Below are 19,709 nucleotides of genomic sequence, written 5' to 3' on the forward strand. Positions count from 1 at the left end.
CAGCACGCTGCACGGGAGCCGGTCACCGTCAGCACGCTGGGCGGGAGCCCGTCGCCGTCAGCGCGCGGACGGGAGCCGGTCGCCGTCAGCGCGCGGACGGGAGCCGGTCGCCGTCAGCGCGCGGACGGGAGCCCGTCGCCGTCAGCGGGCTGGGCGGGAGCCTCTTCGCCGACCGATCCGCACTCCGCTCAGGACGAGGTCGGCCAGAAACAGCAGCACCCCGATGACCAGGAGGTAGAACAGGCCCTTCATGACGACCCCGATGATCCCCAGCGCGATCGCCACCACGAGGATGAACAGGAACAACGCCATGTGGACTCCCTCCCGGGCCGCCTGATCAGCGACGCGCCAGCCGACGTTCGCTCGGCGCCGCGTCGTACGGCAGGTCGTAGTGGTCGAAGAGCGCCTGCTCGTCCCCGGCGAGGAGCTCCCCGTCGGTGTCGATCGACGGCGCGTTCTTGACCTGCTTCTTCGCGTAGGCGACGCGGACGTGCCCCGGCCCGACCGTCGCCCCCGCGAGCGGCGCGAACACCAGACGCTGCCGCGTCGGGAGGCCGATCTTGATGGTGACGAACGACGGCCGGTCGGTCGCGGTGTCGACGTAGACGGCCTCCAGTTCGCCGATCTTGCTTCCGGACGCGTCGATCACCTCGTGGCCGCGCCACTCTCGAATGTCCTCGACCTCGAACATGTCACACACCCAGCCGTCGGGTCCCAACCCTGTCAGGCCGTACATCTACCCAGCTCACAGAAGATATGTCTCGCCGGCCTTACGTTGCGCCGCGTCGCCGTCCGCGCCGTAGAGTCGGCCAAAGCAGACCAGCAGGGGGACACCAGTGGACGAATGGACATTGGCCAACACCTACGAAAGCCCGCTAGGCGAACTCCGGTGGGACCGGCTGGGCGATCCGGGCGGCCAACCCCTCGTCCTCCTGCACGGCACGCCGTTCTCGTCGTTCATCTGGCGTGACATCGCCCGCGCGCTGTCCGTCCACCGTTCGGTCTACGTTTTCGACATGCCCGGCTACGGCTCCTCGGCCATGCACGATTCCCAGGACCTTTCACTGGACGCACTAGCCGGGGCCTTCGCCGGGCTCATCGAACACTGGGGCCTGACCCGTCCGGACGTCGTCGCGCACGACTCGGGCGGCGCCGTCGCCCTCGGCGCGCACGTGGACCGTGGCGTCCCCTACCGGCGCCTGGCCTTGGTCGACGCGGTGTCCCTGCCGCCCTGGGGCAGCGAGTTCTTCGCGCTGGTGGGCGAGCATGCCGACATCTTCCGCCGACTGCCTGGGCCGCTGCACCGCGCCATGCTCCGCGAGTACGTCGGCACGGCCAGTTCCCCCGGCCTGCGCCCGGACGTGCTGGACGCCCTGACCGGCCCGTGGCTCGGTGAGGACGGCCAGGCCGCCTTCTACCGCCAGCTCACCCAGCGCCGCGCCGACCTCGCCTACATCGACCGCATCCGGGACGGCTACCCCGCGATGGACCTGCCCGTCCTGGTCTGCTGGGGCGCCGACGACTCCTGGGTCCCCGCCGAGCGCGGCCGCGAACTCGCCGCCCTCATCACCGACGCGGATCTGCACATCATCCGCGGCGCGGGCCACCTACTCCCCGAAGACCGCCCCGCCGAACTAACCGCCGCCCTACTCACCTTCCTAAACACCCCCACCTGAACAAACCCCCGGCAGCCCGGCCCCGGCCGACCCCCCCGCCCCACCTCACCCGCCCACTGCCCGCGCCGGGCTCAGGCTGCGCCCGCGCCGCACCCGCTCGCGCCCTGCCCTGCCCGTGCCGCGCCTTGCCTGTGCTGCGCCTTGCCTGTGCTGCGCCCCGTTCTCGCCGTCCTCTGCCCGCGTCGGGGCCACGCCTGCGCCCGGGCTTGGGCTGCGTCTGCGTCGGGGTCGGTTGGGGTTGGGGGCGGTGTTAGCTGAGCTTGGTGCCGTAGACGTGGTCGACCGTCATCACCATGAGCACCCTGCGGTCGGACACCATGACCGAGCGGTACTCGTCCCAGTCGGGGTGCTCTCCGGCGGCGGTTCGGTAGTAGTCCACCAGTGCCTCGACCTCGGGGCCGTGGGGGTCGGTTCCAGGGCCGGTGAGTGTCGCGATGCCTTCGGCGGTGGCCCATGACCGGCCGTCCGGGCTGGTGACCTCTAGCGTGGCGCGCGGGTCCCGGCGTAGGTTCGCCGTTTTGGCCCGTCCTTCGGTCATCGATACGTAGATGAGACCGGCTGCCTGGTCGTAGAAGGGCGTTACGGGGGAGAGCTGCGGGCGTCCGTCCGCCTTGATCGTTGCCAGGACGCCGAGGCGGCTCTCCGCGAGCAGCGCGCGCGGGTTGAACGGCCCGCCTGTGCTGCCCGTCCCGCCGGTTGCGGCGGTCACGGTCGCGTCCCCGAAGGCTTGCGGAACTGCTCGATCATCGCCGCGTAGCCGTCGCCGCCGTGCCCGCCGGCCACTGCCCGGTCGGTCAAGGCCTTGATGAGTCGCGGAAGTTCGGCGTTGACGCCGAGTGATTCGCTCTCGTGCACGAGGTGCTCCATAGCGGCGTGGTGGGTGTCGATCGTGGCATCGAGGGCCGGATACGCGCCGTCGTCGATCTGCCGCGCGTAGCCGGGCAGCCAGCCGGTCACGGTTCCGATCGCCTGCTCCGCGAGCGACGCGAACGTCGTGGCGTCGACGCCCGCCGTCCCGAGCAGGGCGGCCCCGTGCAGGAAGCCGTTTCCCATGTTCCACATCAAGCTAAGCACGGCCACCTCGTACAGCGACGCCAGGCCGGGGTCGGCGCCGAGATGTGTCGTCGTGGGGGCGAGGGTTCGCAGGGCCGGTTCGTGCAGGTCGAAGGCCGTCCGCGGGCCGCTGTAGACGATGGCGGCGTCCGCCGTGCCGATCCCCGGGGGGACGGCCATGATCGCGCCGTCCAGATAGGTGGCGTCCCGCTGCGACGCCCACTCGCCGGTCTCGCGGGCCTGCGCCGACGTGCCCGAGGTCAGGTTCACCAGGACCCGGCCGCCGACGACGTCCCCCAGCGGTTCAAGAAGCTCCCGCACGGCCTGGTAATCCGAGACGCAGATGACCACGAGCCGTCCGTCCACGACGGCGTCGCGAGCCGAGCCGGCGAGTTTCGCGCCCTGGGCGACGAGCTGCTCGGCCTTCGCCGCTGTGCGATTCCAGACCGTCGTCGGATATCCGTCGCGCAAGAACGCCGCGGCCAGAGCCTGACCCATCAAGCCCAGGCCCAGGACGGTCACGTGCGTACGGCCGGCATCGCGGTTCTCCATCAGCTGCTTCGTCATGGCAGAATCATCAACGTTCACACCGATATGAAGGTCAAGGAGGAGTGAGCGCGTGCTGATCGGGGAGCTGAGCAAGCGGACCGGCGTCAACGCACATCAACTGCGGTACTACGAGGCCCAGGGCCTGCTGGAACCGCGCCGCGGCGCCAACGGCTACCGCGAGTACGCCGACGACGCCGTGCTGATCGTCACCCAGATCAGGCGGCTGCTCGAAGCCGGACTGTCCACCCAGGACATCGCGTTCCTCCTGCCCTGCGCGACCGGCACGGCCCCCGAACTCGAACCCTGCCCCGAACTGCTGGACGGCCTGCGCGCGCGCCTGCACGGCCTGGACGAGCACATCGACACGCTCACCCACTCCCGCCAGGCCCTCCAGGACTACATCGACGCCACCGAACGACGCATGCCACCGCACCGCCAGGACGGCGATGCGCTCACCCCGCAGCCGACACCGGCATGAAGATCTATACGCGCAAGGGGGACGGTGGGCAGACGGGCATCTGGGGCGGCCGCCGCCTGGACAAGGACCACGTCCGCATGGAGGCGATCGGCGCGGTGGACGAATGCAACGCCGCGATCGGCGTCGCGGTCGCAGCGGCATTGCCCGGCAAGGCGGCCCGTGTCCTCGCCGAGGTCCAGGACTGCTTGTTCGTGGTCGGCTGTGAACTGATGGCGCCTGACCGCACCGGCGCGGGCGGTTCTGTTCCGCGGCTGACCGGCGAGGAGGTCACGCGGCTGGAGTCGGCGATCGACGAACTGGACGCCGAGTTGCCCGAGCTGACCAGTTTCATCCACCCGACCGGAACGTCCGAGGCGGCGAATCTGCATCTGGCACGGGCCGTGTGCCGACGCGCCGAACGGCGGGTGACCACGCTGCGACGCACCGAGCCAGTGACCGATCACGTCGCCGCGTATCTGAACCGGCTGGCCGACCTGCTGTTCGTCCTGGCCCGCCACGCCAATTCCGCCGCCGGCATCACCGACCGCACCTGGCACCCCAAGCAATAGCAGGTCGACGCGGGCCGCGCCGAATAGCAGGCCGACGCGGGCCGCGCCCAATAGCGAGGCGCGCGAAGCCCTTGACCGGCGTGACCGACTAGGCCTTCGATGGACGGAATCGGGTGGCCGTCCGGGCGCGAAAAAGGGCGACGAGGTTGAGCACGGCTATCAAGGCAAGGACGACAAGGGCGAACCAAAAGCCGCCCCCAAGCCCGACCCTGTTTCCGGACTGGTCGATCAGCGGTGCGCTCTCGCTCTTCGGAATGGACGAGAACAGGACGGAGAGAAACTCCCTCGCGGCGCTCTCCATCCGTGCGACGGCCGACAGCCCGGTCACCACCAGCAGCCCGCCCGACACCGCCGCGACGACAGCTCCGTACAGGGGTCGCCTCTGAGCAGGGCGGGCCACAGCGGTTCCCGCGCCCGACGCGATGGCGAGGAGCGTGACGATCGCGAGCATGCGAATGACGACCGGCCAGTGGTAGTCGTCCTGGCGGACGGCCATGTTCGCACCGGTCGAGGAGATGTCGAGGGCCGACGCCAACGGCGACATCGCATCCGCGGAGGACGGGAATTCCCATGACGACATGGCGGCGCACGGCAGGAACAAGAACGCGAGCAGGACGACCACAAAGCCGACGGGGTTGACGCCCCGCGTCACGAATTTCTCGAAGGAGAAGGAGGAGGATCGAGGCGCATCATTCACCCGCCGAACCTTAACCGCGCCCGCCCGAGAGGGCTCCCGCGCCCACAACGAAGTCGCCAACGCGTCGTCAAATTCCGCCGGACCTTCCCCCACCCGCCCGGCCGACCCCACCCGTCCGCCTGCCCCCGCCCGCCTGGCCGGGTCCGCCTGCGTGGCCGGGCCCGCCTGCCGGGTCGCGTCCGCCTGCCGGGTCGCGTCCGCCCGTCCGGCTGCCCCCGCCCGCCGGGCCGGGTCCGCCCGCCTGGCCGGGCGCGCCTGCCTGGCCGGGTCCGCCCGTCGGGCCGCGTCCGCCCGTCGGGCCGGGTCCGCCCGTCGGGCCGGGTCCGCCCGTCTGGTCGGGGCCGCCCGTCTGGCTGGGGTCGCTTGTCTGGTTGGGCGTGCTGGCGCGGAGGTGCTCTGCGGTGGCGACGCGTTCGGCCAGGCGCGTCTGGGCGTCGCAGAGGAGCCACAGTTCGCCCTCGTCCATCGCGACGAGCTCTTCCAGGCAGCCGTTGAGCAGCTGGTAGTCCGACAAGGGGGTGATCCGGGTGGCCCGCAGGCCCTTGTCCGAATGTTCGCTGTGCCAGCCGGGCGTGCACATCGTCACCGACATCACGCGGACTCCCTCGGTGGGGCTATGGTGGGTCTACCATAAGCCGACCAAGGAGCGCCCACAACGCGTTCCGTACAACACCAAGTGGATGCCGGACGTCGCCGGATCCGTACGGTGTGAGGTCAACGCACTACCCCGGAGCAGGATCTGGCATGCCGCGTCCCCCCACGAAGGCACAGGCCATCACGAACGCGCTGGCCGCCCGCATCGTCGAGGGCGAACTCGATCCGGGCACGTGGCTGCCGTCCGAGCGGGAGCTGGCGCGGCAGCACGGGGCCGACCGCTCCACCGTGCGGCGGGCGCTGCGGATGCTCGCCGAGCAGGGCCTCGTCCAGCTGCGGCACGGTTCGGGCGCGCAGGTGCGGACGGCGCGGCGCGTGCGGCGCGCGGCGGGCGACACCATGCGGCAGGCCGGGACATGGCGCGGGTTCCACGTCTCGGCGCAGGAGGACGGTCGCACGCCGTTCACGCGGACGACTGTCAGCGAGGTCGAGGCGGGCAGACCGCTGGCACGCCGGCTGGACGTGCCGCCGGGAACGCGGGTACTGGAACGGGCGCGCGTCCAGGGCGTGGAAGGGGAGCCGCCCGTCCAGACCGCGACGACCTGGGTGATCCTGGACGTCGTGGAACAGATCCCGGTGCTGCGCGACGTCGACACCGGGCCGGGCGGCCTCTACTCGCGCCTGGAGGAGGCCGGTCACCGGATCACGTTCGAGGAGTCGGTGACCTGCCGCCTCCCCTGCGCGGACGAGCAGGACACGCTGGAGATCGGCGCGGACCGGCCCGTCCTGACGCTGTGGCGCCGCGCCTACGACCAGGATGGACGCGTCGTCGAGGTCACCCACCGGGTGGTGGTCGGCGACCGGCACGAACTCGTCTACCGCTACGCACCGGGGGTCTGACATGAACGACCACGGATCGGGGGCCTGACATGAACGACTACGGATCAGGGGCCTGACATGCATGACGACGGGGAGGAGCCTGCGGTCCGCCGGGTCGGCTCGCGGGTCGTCTACGAGAATCCCTGGATGGTCGTCCGGGAGGACGAGGTCGAGCGGCTGGACGGCTCGCGCGGCATCTACGGCGTCGTCGACAAACCCGACTTCGTGCTGGTCATCCCGCTGGAAGGCGGCGGGTTCCATCTCGTCGAGGAGTACCGGTACCCGATCGGGAGGCGCACGTGGAGCTTCCCGCAGGGCTCGCTTCCCGGACGGCAGGCCGCAGACCCGCAGGAACTGGCCCATCTGGAACTCGCGCAGGAGACCGGCCTCCGCGCCGCGACGCTGACGCACCTCGGATACCTGAACTGCTCGCACGGGACGAGCGGCCAGGGCTTCAACGTCTTCGCCGCGTCCGGCCTGCGGCCAGGCGAGCCCGACCGGGAGCCGGAGGAGCAGGACATGCGGCAGAAGTGGATGTCCAGGGACGAGTTCAAGGCGCTGGTGCGGGAGGGCCGCATCACCGACGATTCGACCCTCGCCGCCTACGCGCTCCTGACCATGAACGAGTCCGGCTAGCGCGAGGCGACGGCCTGGTGGGTCAGGCGGCCTCTCCGGCGTTCGGCGGGATCGAAACGCGGATGCGGCAGCCGGTCGGAGTGTCCAGGACGGTGATGTCGCCGCCGTGCAGGTCCGTCGCCCAGCTCGCGATGGCGAGCCCAAGCCCGGTGCCCCCACCGGACGCCCCGGCCCGTCCACCGGCCGTGAACCCGACGCCCCCGGCAGGGCCGCGGTCGCCGACCCCGCCGACAGAGCGGTAGAAGCGCTCGAAGACGCGGGCGCGTTCCTCGGGTGGGATGCCCGGTCCTTCGTCGGCGACGTCGATGACGAGTCCGCCCGGCGGGCCCCCGGGGCCGGGACGTGCGGTGATGGTGACGGGACGTCCGTCCGGGCCGTGCCGGGCGGCGTTGTCGAGCAGGTTCGCGACGATCTGGTGGAGGCGGTCGCGGTCGGCGGTGGCGCGGAGCCCCGGCGTGACGTCGGACGCGAACAGGGCGTCCGGGCGTCCGGCGGCGGCTTCCGCGGTGACGTCGGCGACGAACGCGGCCACGTCGATGTCGATGACGTTCAGGGTCGCCGCGCCCGCCTCGACGCGCGACAGGTCGAGGAGCTGGGTGACGAGGCGTCCGAGCCGTTCGGTCTGGTCAAGGGCGGTTTCGAGGACGTCGGGCGTCGCGGGTGTGACGCCGTCCGCGACGTTCTCCAGCACGGCCCGCAGCGCGCTGATCGGCGTGCGCAGCTCGTGCGACACGTTCGCGACGAACTCGCGGCGCTGCCGGTCGACCTCGGCGAGGTCGGCGGCCATCCGGTTGAACGCCTGCGCCAGCTCGCCGACCTCGTCCCGCGACGTGGCCCGCACACGGCGGCTGTAGTCGCCACGCGCCATGGCCCGCGCCGCCGCCGTCATCTCGCGCAGCGGCGCGGTCATGCCGTGCGCGAGCAGCTGGATGACGACCAGCGAGATCAGTACGCCGACGGGCAGCGTCTGCCGCGCCCGGAACCCCAGCGGGTACCCCCACAGGACGATCAGGACGGCGACGCACGCGGTGACGACGACCACGACGCCGAACTTCACTTTGATCGACCGTAGCGGGTCCAGCGGCCTGGGAAGCCTCGCCCACAACCTGTGGATAAGTTCGCGGTCGACGGCGGTCACGGCGCCGTCTCCAGGCTGTAGCCGACACCGTGGACGGTCCGGATCAGCTCCTGGCCGAGCTTGCGGCGCAGCGCCTTGACGTGGCTGTCGACGACCCGGGTCCCGGACGCGTCCGCCCAGTTCCAGACCTGTTCGAGCAGGACGGCCCTGGTCAGCACCGCCCCGCGGTTGCGCAGCAGGCAGCTGAGCAGGTCGAACTCGGTCGGCGTGAGATGCACCTCGCGCCCGTCCCGCCGAACCCGCCGCGCCCGCTGATCGACCTCCAACGCCCCCACCCGCACCACCACCTCTCCCCGCCGCACACCCGCGCCCCCGACGCCCGCGCCCGCGCGGCCTGGATCCGCGGCGCGGCGGAGGAGTGCGCGGATGCGGGCGACGAGTTCCCGCATGCTGAACGGCTTGGTCACGTAGTCGTCGGCGCCGACGCCGAGCCCCACGATCAGGTCGGTCTCGTCGTCGCGGGCGGTGAGCATCAGCACCGGCACGGGACGTTCCGACTGGACGCGCCGGCAGACCTCAAGCCCGTCGAATCCGGGCAGCATCACGTCCAGCACGATGAGGTGCGGCTCGTACGCGCGGGCGCGCTCGACCGCGCCGGGGCCGTCGCCGGCGATGTCGACGGCGAATCCCTCCGCCGCCAGCCGGTCGGCGACGGCCCGCGCGATCGTCGGCTCGTCCTCGACGACGAGGATCCGCGTTTCGTACCCAGTCACGAACCAGACTCTAGAAGCACGTCATGTGTGCATTGAGTGTGATTTGTACAGGACCCGTGAAGATCCCTGGACGAGACGGCCGGCCAACTCCCCTGGACAAGACCTCTCAGCCCGCGTCCTCCCCTTGGACAAGACCTCAGCCCGCGTCACGGGTCGTGCGGCCGGAGGCGCCCAGCGCCGGAGGTCGCACGACCCGCCGGCCGGGGGGCCGTTTCACGAGACGCGCCAGCGGCTCGGGAAACGGTTCACCGGCCGCAACGGGGGTTCCAGGGGGTCGCCCCCCTGGACTAACACCCCCCGACGGGCCAGGTGTGGACGGGAGCGTTGTCGCGCATGTGCTCCACGTAGGAGCGGGTCATCATGCGGAGGGCCTCGTGCCGGGAGACGCCGCCGGATTCCTCGATGGCGTCGACGGTGTCGATCTGCCAGGCGGCGCCGGTGCGGCCGGTGACGCAGCGGCGTTCGACGATGTCGAGGAGGCGGTCGCGGCGGGACGGGTCGACGCCCCACCGTTTCAGGCCCTCGTGGGCGAGGGGCAGCAGTTTCCGGAGGATGAGCTCGGCGGCGGGGACCTCGCCCATGCCGGGCCAGTAGAGGGTGGAGTCGAGGCCGTCGCGGGCGGCGCGGTGCAGGTTGTCCTCGGCGGTCGTGAAGGACATGCGCGTCCAGACGGGGCGTTCGTCCTCGGCGAGCATGCGGACGACGCCGTAATAGAAGGCGCCGTTGGCGATGACGTCCGCGACGGACGGCCCGCCGGGCAGGACGCGGTTCTCCACACGAAGGTGCGGACGCCCCTTGACGACCGCGTAGATCGGACGGTTCCAGCGGTAGATCGTCCCGTTGTGGAGGGTCAGTTCGCCCAGTTCGGGGATGCCGCCTTCGTCCAGGACGGCACGCGGGTCCTCGTCGTCGCAGAGGGGGAGCAGTGCGGGGAAGTAGCGGGTGTTCTCCTCGAACAGGTCGAAGACGGACGTGATCCAGCGTTCGCCGAACCAGACCCTAGGCCGGACGCCCTGCGCCTTCAATTCGTCCGGACGCGTGTCAGTGGCCTGTTCGAACAACGTGATGCGGGTCTCCTGCCATAGCCGGTGCCCGAACAGGAAGGGGGAGTTGGCCCCGAGCGCGACCTGCGCGCCGGAGATGGCCTGGGCCGCGTTCCAGTAGGCGCCGAATTGGTCGGGGCTCACTTGGAGGTGGAACTGGACGCTCGTACACGCGGCTTCGGGGGTGATGGTGTCGGTGTGCATGCGCAGCGGTTCGGGTCCGTCGATGGCGATGTGCATCTCCTCGCCGCGCGCCGCGAAGATCTGGTCGTTCAGCATCTTGTAGCGCGCGTTGGCGGAGAGGATCTCCTCGCCGATGTCGGACCGCCGCAGGGTCGGCAGGATGCCGATCATGGCGAGACCTCCGCCGACCTCGCGGGCGCGGGCGTCGGCATGGTCGAGATGGTCGCGGACCTCCGCCTCCAGTTCGCCGGTGCCCGTCCCGCCGAGTTCCCGCGGCGGGATGTTGATCTCCAGGTTGAACTGGCCGAGCTCCGTTGCCCAGGCCGGGTCGGCGATCGCCTTGAGCACGTCCGCGTTGCGCATCAGCGGATCGCCGAGTGAGTCGATCAGGTTGAGCTCGATCTCCAGCCCGATATGGGGGCGCCGGAAGTCGAACTGGGATTCGCCCAGCATGCGGGCCAGCACGTCGAGGCACCTGCGTACTTTGTCGCGGTACCGCCGCCGGTCCTCGCCGCTGATGGTGACCGAAGCCACGTCCCTGCCCATGTGTCCGTCCCTGTGCTTCGGAGGAACCGTCATAAACGGGATCTCCCGGTACGACGAGGTGAAAACCACGCACTTGCCGTCGACCTCCCGATTTGTAACCGGCCGGTAGCGTGTGTTCTTCGTCCGAAACCTGGCTATTCCCGGCAGGGAGGGACCATGCGCATGCGCCCCCGGTCCATCCGGGCCAGGGACACGCTCATCGCCGCCGTGATCGCCGCCCTTGTGCTGGGCGTGGCCGCGATCGGCGTCGACTTCGCCGTTCGCACCGCGGTCAAGGCCGATCTTCTCCAGGGGACGCAGGTCGAGGCCCGCCGGGTCAGCGGCGGCGTCCGCGACGGTTCGCTGGAGGGCCAGATCTCCGACGAGACCCGCGGCCGGATACTGATCCAGGTCGTCGAGCCGGGCGGTCGCGTCACAAATGCGACACCGGCCGCGACCGATCGGGCGCCGGTGAGCAGAGTCTGGCCGTCGAGCAACCTGCGCGTCCGCGACTACACCGAGTGCCGCGGCACCTGGCCGGACCGCGAATGCTTCGTCGTCGAGGCCATCCGCGTCACCACCGCGCCCGACTCCGTCGTCGTGTACGCGTCGGAGGAGCTCCCGTCCTACCTGGTGAACGGGCTGCTGGAGGCCGCGCTCGCCATGGTCGTGCTGTTCTTCGCCGGGCTCGTCGCGTGGATCACCTGGCGCATCGTCGGCCGTACCCTCGGCCCGGTCGAGGCCATCCGCACGCAGCTCGCCGAGATCAGCGCCACCGACCTGAGCCGCCGCGTCCCCGAGCCGTCCGGGCAGGACGAGATCGCGGAGCTCGCCCGCACCGCCAACGCGACCCTCGACCGGCTGGAACGCGCCGTCGGACGGCAGCGGCAGTTCGCCTCCGACGCGTCCCATGAGCTGCGCACCCCCATCACCGCGCTCCGCGCCAACCTGGAGGACGCGTCGATGCACCCCGACGACAACGACCTGCGGGCCGTCGTCGAGTCGGCGCTGCGCGACACCGACCGGCTGGAGTCGATCGTCACCGACCTGCTCCTCCTCGCCCGCATCGGCACCGGCGGGCCGACCGCGCAGGAGCCGATCGACCTGGCCGAACTGGCGGACGCCGAGCTCCGCCGCCGCGCCTTCGACCTGAAGATCACCACGGTGCTCGCCGGGCGGGTGACGGTGCGCGGGGTCCGCGTGCAGCTCGTCAGGCTGCTCGGCAACCTGCTGGACAACGCGGAGCGCTACGCCGAGTCGTCCATCACGATCGAGGTGATCCGGGCGGACGGCCAGGCGCTGCTCACCGTCACCGACGACGGCGTCGGCATCGCGACCGCCGACCGCGAACGCGTCTTCCAGCGCTTCACCCGCCTCGACACCGCCCGCAGCCGCGACGCGGGCGGCACCGGCCTCGGACTCGCGATCGCCCGCGAGATCGCCCAGGCGCACGGCGGAACGCTCCGCCTCGAGGACCACCCGTCGTCCGGCGCCCGCTTCGCCCTCCGCCTCCCCCTCGTCACGACGCTCCGCCGCCTCCCGCCCGCACCCCCACGCTGACCCGCGCCGGCGTGCTTTGGAGAATGCCGAAGGCCGCCCACCGCTGGGGTGGACGGCCTTGGGAGGAAGTGCCGGTCAGGCGCGGACGGCCTGGACCTCAAGCTGGAGGTCGACCTTGTCGCCGAGCAGGGCCTTGTCGCCCTTCAGCGGCACGTTGAACTCGATGCCCCAGTCCTTGCGGTTGATGGTGGTGCCGGCGGAGAACCCGGCGCGCGTCCCGCCCCACGGGTCCTCGGCGACGCCGTTGAACTCGACCGAGAGGCTGACCGGACGGGTGACGCCCTTGATCGTCAGGTCGCCGTCCAGGAAGTGCTCGCCGCCCTCGGCGCGGACGCCCCTGGTCACGAACGTGATGGTCGGGTGGTTCTCGACGTCCAGGACCTCGGCGGTGCGGACGTGCGCGTCCCGGTCGGGGTTGCGGGTGTCGAGCGAGGCGACCTTGATCTCGGCCGTGGCGCCGGACTCGCCGAGCTCCTCGGCGATCTGCACGGACCCGCTGAAGTCGGTGAACGTGCCCCGCACCTTGGTCATCAGGTGCCGGATGACGAAGGTGACCTCGGAGTGCGCGGGGTCGATGTTCCAGGTGCCGGCGGTCAGTTCGGGGGCGACGGCGGCGATGCTCATGGTGACTCCTCCAGGGAAAGGTGTTCGGAACCAGCGGTGTTCGCGACGAGCAATGTGCTTGAAAGTTCAACAACCAGTCGAAGGTTAGTTGAGGGCTCAAACATTGTCAAACCCGGGTTTGTTCCCCTGGCGTGCAACCCGATCGGGCGGTCGTGCGTAGACAGCGGGCACAGAGGCGGGCCGGAGGCCCGTCCCGCCGGCGTCCACGATCATCGGGAGTCCTCGTGAGCGACGAACAACCGCGCGCCGCGATCCGCGGCACGGCCCGTCCGTCCAGCCCGGCCCGCGGCATGGCGGCCGGTACGGCCGCACTGGCGGCCATGGCCGTCCTCGTGACCGGCTGCGGGGGAGAGGAGCCCGGCACCGGCAAGGCGGAGGCCGCGGGCGGCGGAGGCAAACTGCCCCAGGCGACCACGTACACCACCCTCAACGACCTGCCGGCCGACCCGGCGCCGGCCGCCGCCATGGACGGGACGGTCGTCCACCCCGGCGCCACCGCCCCCGTCTCGGCGCAGCCGGGAGCGCCCGCCGTGGCGGAACTGCCCGCCACCCAGCTCAAGGCGGACACCTGGGTGCCCGTCGTCGAGACCCGCCCCGGCTGGCGGCGCGTGCTGCTGCCGAGCCGTCCCAACGGCGTGACCGGCTGGATCCCCGACTCCGGGCTGAAGGTCGCGCGCAGCACCCACGTCGTCAAGGTGGACGTCGGCGACCGCAAGCTCACCCTCCTGAACTCCGGCCGCCGGGAGGGAACCTGGCCCGTGGCGGTCGGCGCGCCGAAGACGCCCACCCCGACCGGACGGACGTTCATCCTCGCCTCGCTGGCCCCGTCCAAGCCGACCTTCAGCCCGCTCATCCTGCCGGTCGGCGCGCACTCCGAGACCCTCGACTCCTACGGCGGCGGCCCCGGGACGGTGGCGTTCCACGGCTGGCCCAGCACGTCCGTCTTCGGCAAGGCCGTCACTCACGGCTGCGTGCGCGTCCCCGCGGATGCCCTGAAGCTCCTCGCCAAGGCCCCACTGGGCACACCCGTCGTCGTCACCGCCTAAGCCGCCATGCCCGCCCCCACCTGACGCGCATGCCCACCACCGCATGCCCGTCCGTCCCCGCCACCGCTTCCCCGTCCGTTCCAGCCACAACCTGACGTCCGTCCCTGCCTGACGTCCATCCCGGTCACAGCCCGACGTCCGTCCCCGATCACAACCCGACGTCCGCCCTTGTCACCGCCTGACGTCCTGATCCCCGGCCATGAGGTCGGTCTGCCCGCCCACCATCCGAATGTCCTCACCACAAGAAGTCAGAACCCCCCAAGGAGAGCAACCGTGCGTTTGCAGACAATCACGAAGTGCGCGGCGGTCGCCGGCGCGCTCGCTCTGCCCTTCGCCGCCGTCGTCCCCGCCGCGTCCGCGACCGGCGGCGGTGTCGGCTCCGCCGTCGCCATCTCGGCGACCGGGCCCGTCGCCATCCCGCCGACGCCGTCCGTGACGTCGACCGTCCAGAAGCCGGAGCGCAAGAGCGTCGCCGAACTGCCCGCCAACGCGCTCGGGATCGAGGCGAGCCTGCTGAACGCCGCCGCCTGGGCCGGGCACGGCCGCGCCTCCGTGACCGACCTCAGGATCGCCAAGTTCGGCCTCAGCGCCAGCTCCGTCACGGCCAAATGCGAGAACGGCAACGGCGTCTCGCACCTGAAGGAGGCGACCCTCAACGGCCGCAAGCTGAAGCTCACCGCGGCGCCCAACTCGTCCCTGACCGTCAACCTGACCGGGCTCGGCTCCGCGACGGTCACGCTGAACAAGCACGTCCGCGACCACGACGGCAACCTCTCGATCACCGCCATCGAGCTGAGCGCGACGCTCGCCGGGAAGACGCAGACGATCGCCATCTCGTCCGTCACCTGCGGTAAGGGCGGGAAGCCCGGGGACCCGAGCGTCCCGCCGTCCACGCCGTCCGAGCCCGGCACGCCGTCGTCGCCGTCCACCCCGCCGGGCGCCGCGCCCGCGCCCACCCCGGTCACCGGCGACCTCCCCGTCACCGGCTGACACACGCGCAGGAAGGGCCCGCGACGCGTGGGGGCGCGCGGGCCCTTCCTCTGAACGGCCAGTGCTCCTGACCGTCATCGGCACGTGGTTCGGAGGCACCAGCCACAGGACACGATCGGCCCCGGCGAACGCCCAGGTGCGGCGGTCGGGTGACCAGCCAGGTACAGGTAAACGTGCAGAGTTGATCAGCGTGTTGGTCGCGGTGCTGGTCGGGCGGTGGTGAAGACTTCCGGGTGATGTTCATGATCCGGGCTGCGGGCGCCGGACGCGACGATCTCGGAGATCACCCGGGAGATTCCGGCGGGGCCCAGGCGGATGTCTCTGGCCGTCGGGACGGAACAGCGACGATGCTGTGGGCGACGGGGCGGGACGGGACGACCTGGAAGTTCTGCGAGCCTGAAGGCCCTAGGCAGGGTGATCGGGTCGGGGTCTGTGGAGGTCGGATCGGATTAGTTCGAGTAGGCGGCCGACCCAGTTGCGGCCCTCGTGGGGGCCGCGATCGGTCCAGAATGGTGACTCGGAATAGCCGGTGTAGCTGATTCGCGCGTCGCCCGTGGACAGCAGGATCCCGGCCAGTTCGGGGTGTTGGGTGAATTTGGCGCGCAGCAGGTCGGTCATGACGGCGGTACGGATGTTCGCCCAGTCCGGGCGTAGAGGGCAACGGCCGCCGAGTTCGTGCGCTTCGCCGGCGGTGGCGGCCTCCTGGATGTGGTCGTGGTCGGAGCGGGCTGCCGCGGCGAGTGCCCAGTAACCGTGGATGACCGTGGGATACGTCCGGCCGTCGTAGGTGAGCGGGGACGGGAACTCGTTCCGCAGCGCGAACAGGTCCGGTTGCTCTGGAGGTTCGGTCGGCGGATTGAGGCGCTCATGCAGCGTGATCGCCGCGGCCCCGGGCTGTGGGGGATCGTCGGCGTGCAGGACGGCGAGGTGCTCGCGGATTTCCCGCGCTCCGCGGTCGCCGGCATCGAAGTACTCCAGGACGCCGGCGTGCATCTCGGGAGTGACGATCGGCCCGTCCCCCCACACCGGCTCGCCGATGTCGGTGGTCAGCTGCCGCAACGGGATGTCCTGCCGGTCCATGTCGCCCAGGACGAACACCCGGCGGTGCGGGGGGATCGCCAGGTACGCCTCGCGGACGAGTAGGCGGTTGGCTTCGACCGGCTCCTGCTGGTAGCGCTTGATCGCCTCCCAGCACAGGTCGGAGGTCGTCGGGCGGCCGTTCAGGGCTGCGATCTCGTCCGCGACCTCGCCCAGGAAGCCTTCGTTCGTCAGCGGCTCCGGATAGCGGGCCTTCCAGCGCGGCGTCTGCGGGGGACGCTCGGGCGGCGGACGTCCGGGATCAAAGAGAGCGATCTTCCCGGACTCCAGTCGTTGGCGGAGTTCCTGCAGGCCCATCGTTTCCTGGCAGCTGAGCAGGCCATCGGCGTAGGCGAAGAGGTCAGCGACGTGGTAGCGATCGGAATACCCCTTGACCCAGACGTGGCACCAGGCCCCGTCGATCCGCTCGCCGTCCAGCCACCGGTGTGTCGGCCTGTTCCACGGCATCCGCGTAGGCTAGCGCGGCCCAGGCGGGCCGGGCATTCCTCAGCGGTCGCAGGTGGTGGCTGGGACGGCGTTCGGTGTCAGGGCCTGGCGGCCCGCCCTCGACGATTCGGGCGGGCCGCCGGTGTGTTGGTCAAGAACAGAAGGAATTCTGGCTGGCGTTGGCGCGGCGGCCGTCGGCGTCGACGATCGAGACCGAGACGAAGGTGTCGCCGACGGGGGCGCACCTTGCGGCCAGGATGACGAAGTTGCCGTCGTAGTCGTCGATTCGCCTGACGTCCCGGCCGTTCGTACTGACCTGGACGGAGTCGGGATCGGTGCCGCCCTCCCAGTTCAGGTCGCAGGTGAAGCGGTCGTAGTCGGCGTAGCAGTTGAACGCCGTGATCATCGGGGGTGGGGGAGAGGGGCGTGAATCGGCGAGCAGAAGCCGGACGCCGAGGCCGAGCTGGGTCGCGTTGATGGGTTGGTAGGTGGTGGTGAAGCCGACGCCGGTGCAGGTGGTCGACACCGTGTGGCCCTGTGCTTGACCGGTGCCCGGGGTGATGACCGGGCCGCCGGAGTCGCCGCCGATGCTGCAGAAGCGCGCCGAGTTCAGGCCGAGAACCGTCACCTGGCCCAGGCTGCGGACCCCGTCGTCGTACTCGACGAGCAGGTTCTCGTTGGTGGCGATAATTGGGCCGCAGCGGAACTGACTGACCCTGCCGAAGGAGCAGACCGTGTCACCCTGCCTGGCCGCCTGGGATCCCAGGACCGGCGTGGTACTGAAGAACGACGTCCGTACCGCCGGTAGCACCCGGTTGCTCGGCTCGGAATTGAGCTGTAGGTAGGCCCGGTCGAACGTCCGGGTGGCCGGTGTGACCGGGGGAGGGAGCGGGAAGGACGACTTGGCGGTGCGCCCGGCCCCGCCCGAACCGCCGATGACGGTGTCGAAGTCGACGAAGTTTCCCCGCTCGACGCAGTGCCCCGCGGTGACGAAACCGGTCGAGCCGTCCAAGAGCGATCTGACCCCGAGCCCGGCGGTGCAGCGGTTCTTGGACAGCAGGTTGATGTAGCCGTCGCCGCCGACCAGGTCGGCTGTCGCCTTCTGCGGACCCTGGCTCTGCTCGAAGGTCACCAGGGCGGCGGGCACGCCGGCGGCGGCGACCCATTCGGCCGCGGCGCCCTGCCGTCCGGGTGCGGCCAAGACCACCAGGCTGTTGCGGCGCGCGTCGACGTACCATCCGTGCACGGCTTTGCCGAGCTGCTTGCCGGCGTGGGTCTGTAGCTTGAGCTGGGCCGTCGCCAGCTCGGCGCGGGAGTGGGTCACCAGTGCGGGGGTGGCGCCCGCGGCGCGGACGGCCTGCGCGGCGCGCTGGTCGGTGACGGCGACCATCAGCGCCGAGCCGTCCTCGTTCAGCCAGGATCCCGCGAAGTGCCGTCCGGCTGCGTGGTGGGCCCGCCCTTCGACGGCCCCCGCGGCGTGCTGGCGGCCGAGCCGGGTGATCGCCTCGGCGCGGGTCAGGCGCATGTCCCGCCGCATCGCCTCGATCATCTTCGGCGACGTCCGCGCCGCTCCCTCGGCCACTCCGGGAGTCGGAACCAGCAGGACCGGACCCGAGCCCGCGGCCGGGCCCGGCTCGGCCGCCGCCGCACCTGCCGGTGCGGCACCGGCCGGGGCGGCGAGCGCGGCCAGCAGCATGCATGCCGCCACCAGCACCGCGGGCAATGGTGAACGAACCAAAGAGCTTCGCATTGGGCACCTCGACATCGAGTGACGTTCCGAACTCCTGGTATTCGCCGCTCGACACCGTTCGGATGAAAGCTCATCGGACCCACGCCGGGGATGATCGGGGTACCGTCCACGCGTGGACGGTTCTGTCTCCAGCCCGCGCGTCCTCGTGATCGGGCTGGACCCCTATCGGGTGCCCGGGCCCTGGGACCCCAGGCCGGTGGTCGAGGCGATCGAGGCGGGGGTCGCGCGATTCGCCCAGCACGGCGTCGGCGTGGAGACCTGCCTGTTCGGCCTCGACGGGAGCGACGACGTGGAAGCGGTCGTCGGCGGTGCGTTGCGCGCCCGGCCCTGGGAGTGCGTCATCGTCGGGGGCGGCCTGCGGACCGCGGACGATCAGATCGAGTTGTTCGAGCGATTGGTCAATCTGGTGCGGCGGCACGCTCCCGACGCGGCGATCGCGTTCAACCGCACCCCGACGGACATCTTCGACGCCGCCGCTCGCTGGATCAGGTGACGGGTGCGAGCGTTCGAGCAGGTCACCCGAACGTGCAGGCCACTGCCGTGCAGGCCGCTGCCGTAGAGGATCGCGGTGGTGAGGATCTCCGGCAGCGTCTGAAGCGCGTCGCCGAGCAGCGGGTGCTCGTCGCCGAGCTTCCGTCCGGGGACGTTCCGCAGCCGGCGCCGTCCGTCGGCGGGCCGGTCAGTTCGGGGTGGTGGGATGCGCCGGGGTCGCGGTGGTGATGGCGGCGAGCCAGTCGATGCGCTCGGCGAGCTGGCCGAAGACCTCCTCGAAGATCTCCTCGGTGTCGGCAGGGCCCGGGTCGGGAACCGACCAGTGGACGCGCCGTGGGGCGGGGCCCAGTGCCCGGTGGGCGTTGTCGCACACGGCGACGAGCAGATCGGTGGGCGCCAGCACCTCGTCGACGTGCGCGGTGTCACGGCTCTGCAACCGCAGCCCGTGCCGGTGGGCGGTGCTGACGGCGCGGGGGTGGACGCGCGGGGCGGGCCGGATGCCCGCGGAGGCGACCGGGATCGGAGAACGGTCCGCCCAGATCGCGGCGGCCAGGGGGGAGCGGGCCCCGTTGCGGGTGCAGACGAACACCACCCGCGGCACCGTCAGCGGCGTGATCGGATTCAGCGCCCGCAGCGCGGAGGGGATCAGGCGCACGTACCTGCCTCGCCGGTCGACCTCCGAGCGCGTCCGCCCGACGAGTCCCGCCGCCTGCAACACCCCCAGGTGGTGGGCCAGCAGGTTGGACGGCAGGCCCAGCAGGCGGCCGAGCTCCCCCGGAGCCAGGTCGCCGAGCAACAGTGCCTCGACGATCGCCAGCCGCGCCGGGTCGCCCAGCGCGTGATGCGCGGCCGCCCGCCATCGAGGCAGGGATGGGTCAATGGCCATTGAGGCAATGGTCGTTGACGTGTTTTCATGCGTCAAGGCCGCCGTCCGACGGCCCCCGCTCCCCGCCTCCGGAGGCTCCCGTGCCTGACGATCCGCCCCGCCAGCGGTGCATTCCGTGCCGCGCG

At 71.1% G+C, this 19,709-nt stretch carries 22 protein-coding genes; 9 read left to right on the plus strand and 13 right to left on the minus strand.

The window, feature by feature from the left end:
* Window positions 1-141: 141 nt before the first annotated feature.
* Together ACH34T_RS40135 and ACH34T_RS40140 are read right to left on the minus strand one after the other, a co-directional pair.
* On the minus strand, window positions 142-312 hold the full coding sequence (locus tag ACH34T_RS40135; RefSeq protein ID WP_396026243.1) for a hypothetical protein: 171 nt from the start codon (window positions 310-312) through the stop codon (window positions 142-144).
* A gap of 25 nt (window positions 313-337) precedes the next feature.
* Window positions 338-691 carry a PRC-barrel domain-containing protein gene (locus ACH34T_RS40140; protein WP_396026244.1) on the minus strand — a complete coding sequence of 118 codons (354 nt, stop codon included), beginning with the start codon at window positions 689-691 and terminating at the stop codon, window positions 338-340.
* A 145-nt stretch (window positions 692-836) separates the two neighbouring features.
* Between ACH34T_RS40140 and ACH34T_RS40145 the strand changes: the two genes are divergently transcribed.
* Complete coding sequence (locus tag ACH34T_RS40145) at window positions 837-1,676, plus strand: alpha/beta fold hydrolase (protein ID WP_396026245.1); 840 nt, start codon at window positions 837-839, stop codon at window positions 1,674-1,676.
* Window positions 1,677-1,926: 250 nt separating this feature from the next.
* Here ACH34T_RS40145 and ACH34T_RS40150 read toward each other — a convergent pair whose 3' ends face one another.
* A complete protein-coding gene (locus ACH34T_RS40150) occupies window positions 1,927-2,385 on the minus strand; it encodes a PPOX class F420-dependent oxidoreductase (RefSeq protein ID WP_396026246.1) in 459 nt (152 codons plus the stop codon).
* On the minus strand, window positions 2,382-3,296 hold the full coding sequence (locus tag ACH34T_RS40155; protein ID WP_396026247.1) for an NAD(P)-dependent oxidoreductase: 915 nt from the start codon (window positions 3,294-3,296) through the stop codon (window positions 2,382-2,384). Before ACH34T_RS40155 ends, ACH34T_RS40150 begins: the two co-directional genes overlap by 4 nt.
* 52 nt (window positions 3,297-3,348) lie before the next feature.
* On the opposite strand from ACH34T_RS40155, the gene ACH34T_RS40160 reads away from it, so the two are divergent.
* Window positions 3,349-3,756 (plus strand): MerR family transcriptional regulator, encoded by a 408-nt coding sequence (locus ACH34T_RS40160; protein WP_396026248.1) that lies wholly within the window; start codon window positions 3,349-3,351, stop codon window positions 3,754-3,756.
* On the plus strand, window positions 3,753-4,304 hold the full coding sequence (locus tag ACH34T_RS40165; protein ID WP_396026249.1) for a cob(I)yrinic acid a,c-diamide adenosyltransferase: 552 nt from the start codon (window positions 3,753-3,755) through the stop codon (window positions 4,302-4,304). The genes ACH34T_RS40160 and ACH34T_RS40165 overlap by 4 nt, the downstream gene beginning before the upstream one ends.
* Before the next feature lie 88 nt (window positions 4,305-4,392).
* Here the strand turns inward: ACH34T_RS40165 and ACH34T_RS40170 are convergent, their stop codons facing one another.
* Window positions 4,393-5,001: a hypothetical protein gene (locus ACH34T_RS40170; RefSeq protein WP_396026250.1), complete on the minus strand. Its 609-nt coding sequence runs from the start codon at window positions 4,999-5,001 to the stop codon at window positions 4,393-4,395.
* 67 nt (window positions 5,002-5,068) lie between these two features.
* Window positions 5,069-5,593 carry a hypothetical protein gene (locus ACH34T_RS40175; protein WP_396026251.1) on the minus strand — a complete coding sequence of 175 codons (525 nt, stop codon included), beginning with the start codon at window positions 5,591-5,593 and terminating at the stop codon, window positions 5,069-5,071.
* Window positions 5,594-5,745: 152 nt separating this feature from the next.
* Here ACH34T_RS40175 and ACH34T_RS40180 point away from each other — a divergent pair, with 152 nt between their 5' ends.
* Window positions 5,746-6,495 (plus strand): GntR family transcriptional regulator, encoded by a 750-nt coding sequence (locus ACH34T_RS40180; RefSeq protein ID WP_396026252.1) that lies wholly within the window; start codon window positions 5,746-5,748, stop codon window positions 6,493-6,495.
* Between the two features lie 57 nt (window positions 6,496-6,552).
* Window positions 6,553-7,110 carry an NUDIX domain-containing protein gene (locus ACH34T_RS40185; RefSeq protein WP_396026253.1) on the plus strand — a complete coding sequence of 186 codons (558 nt, stop codon included), beginning with the start codon at window positions 6,553-6,555 and terminating at the stop codon, window positions 7,108-7,110.
* Window positions 7,111-7,132: 22 nt separating this feature from the next.
* On the opposite strand, the gene ACH34T_RS40190 is transcribed toward ACH34T_RS40185, so the two are convergent.
* The 3 genes from ACH34T_RS40190 to ACH34T_RS40200 form a co-directional block, all read right to left on the minus strand.
* Window positions 7,133-8,167 (minus strand): ATP-binding protein, encoded by a 1,035-nt coding sequence (locus ACH34T_RS40190; RefSeq protein WP_396026254.1) that lies wholly within the window; start codon window positions 8,165-8,167, stop codon window positions 7,133-7,135.
* A gap of 77 nt (window positions 8,168-8,244) precedes the next feature.
* The gene (locus tag ACH34T_RS40195) at window positions 8,245-8,961 is read right to left on the minus strand and encodes a response regulator transcription factor (protein ID WP_396026255.1); all 717 of its coding nucleotides are present in this window, start codon (window positions 8,959-8,961) and stop codon (window positions 8,245-8,247) included.
* A gap of 287 nt (window positions 8,962-9,248) precedes the next feature.
* Window positions 9,249-10,733, minus strand: a complete 1,485-nt coding sequence (locus tag ACH34T_RS40200) for a glutamate--cysteine ligase (RefSeq protein WP_396026256.1) — start codon at window positions 10,731-10,733, stop codon at window positions 9,249-9,251.
* Window positions 10,734-10,889: 156 nt separating this feature from the next.
* On the opposite strand from ACH34T_RS40200, the gene ACH34T_RS40205 reads away from it, so the two are divergent.
* Window positions 10,890-12,272, plus strand: coding sequence for a sensor histidine kinase (locus ACH34T_RS40205; RefSeq protein WP_396026257.1), 1,383 nt, complete (start codon window positions 10,890-10,892; stop codon window positions 12,270-12,272).
* 75 nt (window positions 12,273-12,347) lie between these two features.
* Here ACH34T_RS40205 and ACH34T_RS40210 read toward each other — a convergent pair whose 3' ends face one another.
* Window positions 12,348-12,896 carry a YceI family protein gene (locus tag ACH34T_RS40210; RefSeq protein ID WP_396026258.1) on the minus strand — a complete coding sequence of 183 codons (549 nt, stop codon included), beginning with the start codon at window positions 12,894-12,896 and terminating at the stop codon, window positions 12,348-12,350.
* Between the two features lie 224 nt (window positions 12,897-13,120).
* Between ACH34T_RS40210 and ACH34T_RS40215 the strand changes: the two genes are divergently transcribed.
* Both ACH34T_RS40215 and ACH34T_RS40220 read left to right on the plus strand, forming a co-directional pair.
* Window positions 13,121-13,942: a L,D-transpeptidase family protein gene (locus ACH34T_RS40215; RefSeq protein ID WP_396026259.1), complete on the plus strand. Its 822-nt coding sequence runs from the start codon at window positions 13,121-13,123 to the stop codon at window positions 13,940-13,942.
* A gap of 273 nt (window positions 13,943-14,215) precedes the next feature.
* Window positions 14,216-14,932 carry a hypothetical protein gene (locus ACH34T_RS40220; protein WP_396026260.1) on the plus strand — a complete coding sequence of 239 codons (717 nt, stop codon included), beginning with the start codon at window positions 14,216-14,218 and terminating at the stop codon, window positions 14,930-14,932.
* 405 nt (window positions 14,933-15,337) lie between these two features.
* On the opposite strand, the gene ACH34T_RS40225 is transcribed toward ACH34T_RS40220, so the two are convergent.
* On the minus strand, window positions 15,338-16,477 hold the full coding sequence (locus ACH34T_RS40225) for an NADAR family protein (protein ID WP_396026261.1): 1,140 nt from the start codon (window positions 16,475-16,477) through the stop codon (window positions 15,338-15,340).
* 130 nt (window positions 16,478-16,607) lie between these two features.
* A complete protein-coding gene (locus tag ACH34T_RS40230) occupies window positions 16,608-18,170 on the minus strand; it encodes a S1 family peptidase (RefSeq protein ID WP_396026262.1) in 1,563 nt (520 codons plus the stop codon).
* A gap of 148 nt (window positions 18,171-18,318) precedes the next feature.
* Here ACH34T_RS40230 and ACH34T_RS40235 point away from each other — a divergent pair, with 148 nt between their 5' ends.
* Entirely contained in the window at window positions 18,319-18,699 is a 381-nt protein-coding gene (locus tag ACH34T_RS40235) for a hypothetical protein (protein WP_396026263.1), read from the plus strand.
* Between the two features lie 186 nt (window positions 18,700-18,885).
* Here the strand turns inward: ACH34T_RS40235 and ACH34T_RS40240 are convergent, their stop codons facing one another.
* Complete coding sequence (locus ACH34T_RS40240) at window positions 18,886-19,584, minus strand: helix-turn-helix domain-containing protein (protein ID WP_396026264.1); 699 nt, start codon at window positions 19,582-19,584, stop codon at window positions 18,886-18,888.
* Window positions 19,585-19,709 lie beyond the last annotated feature (125 nt).

The organism is Actinomadura sp. 9N215, from assembly GCF_044326345.1.
Classification (GTDB): Bacteria; Actinomycetota; Actinomycetes; order Streptosporangiales; family Streptosporangiaceae; genus Spirillospora.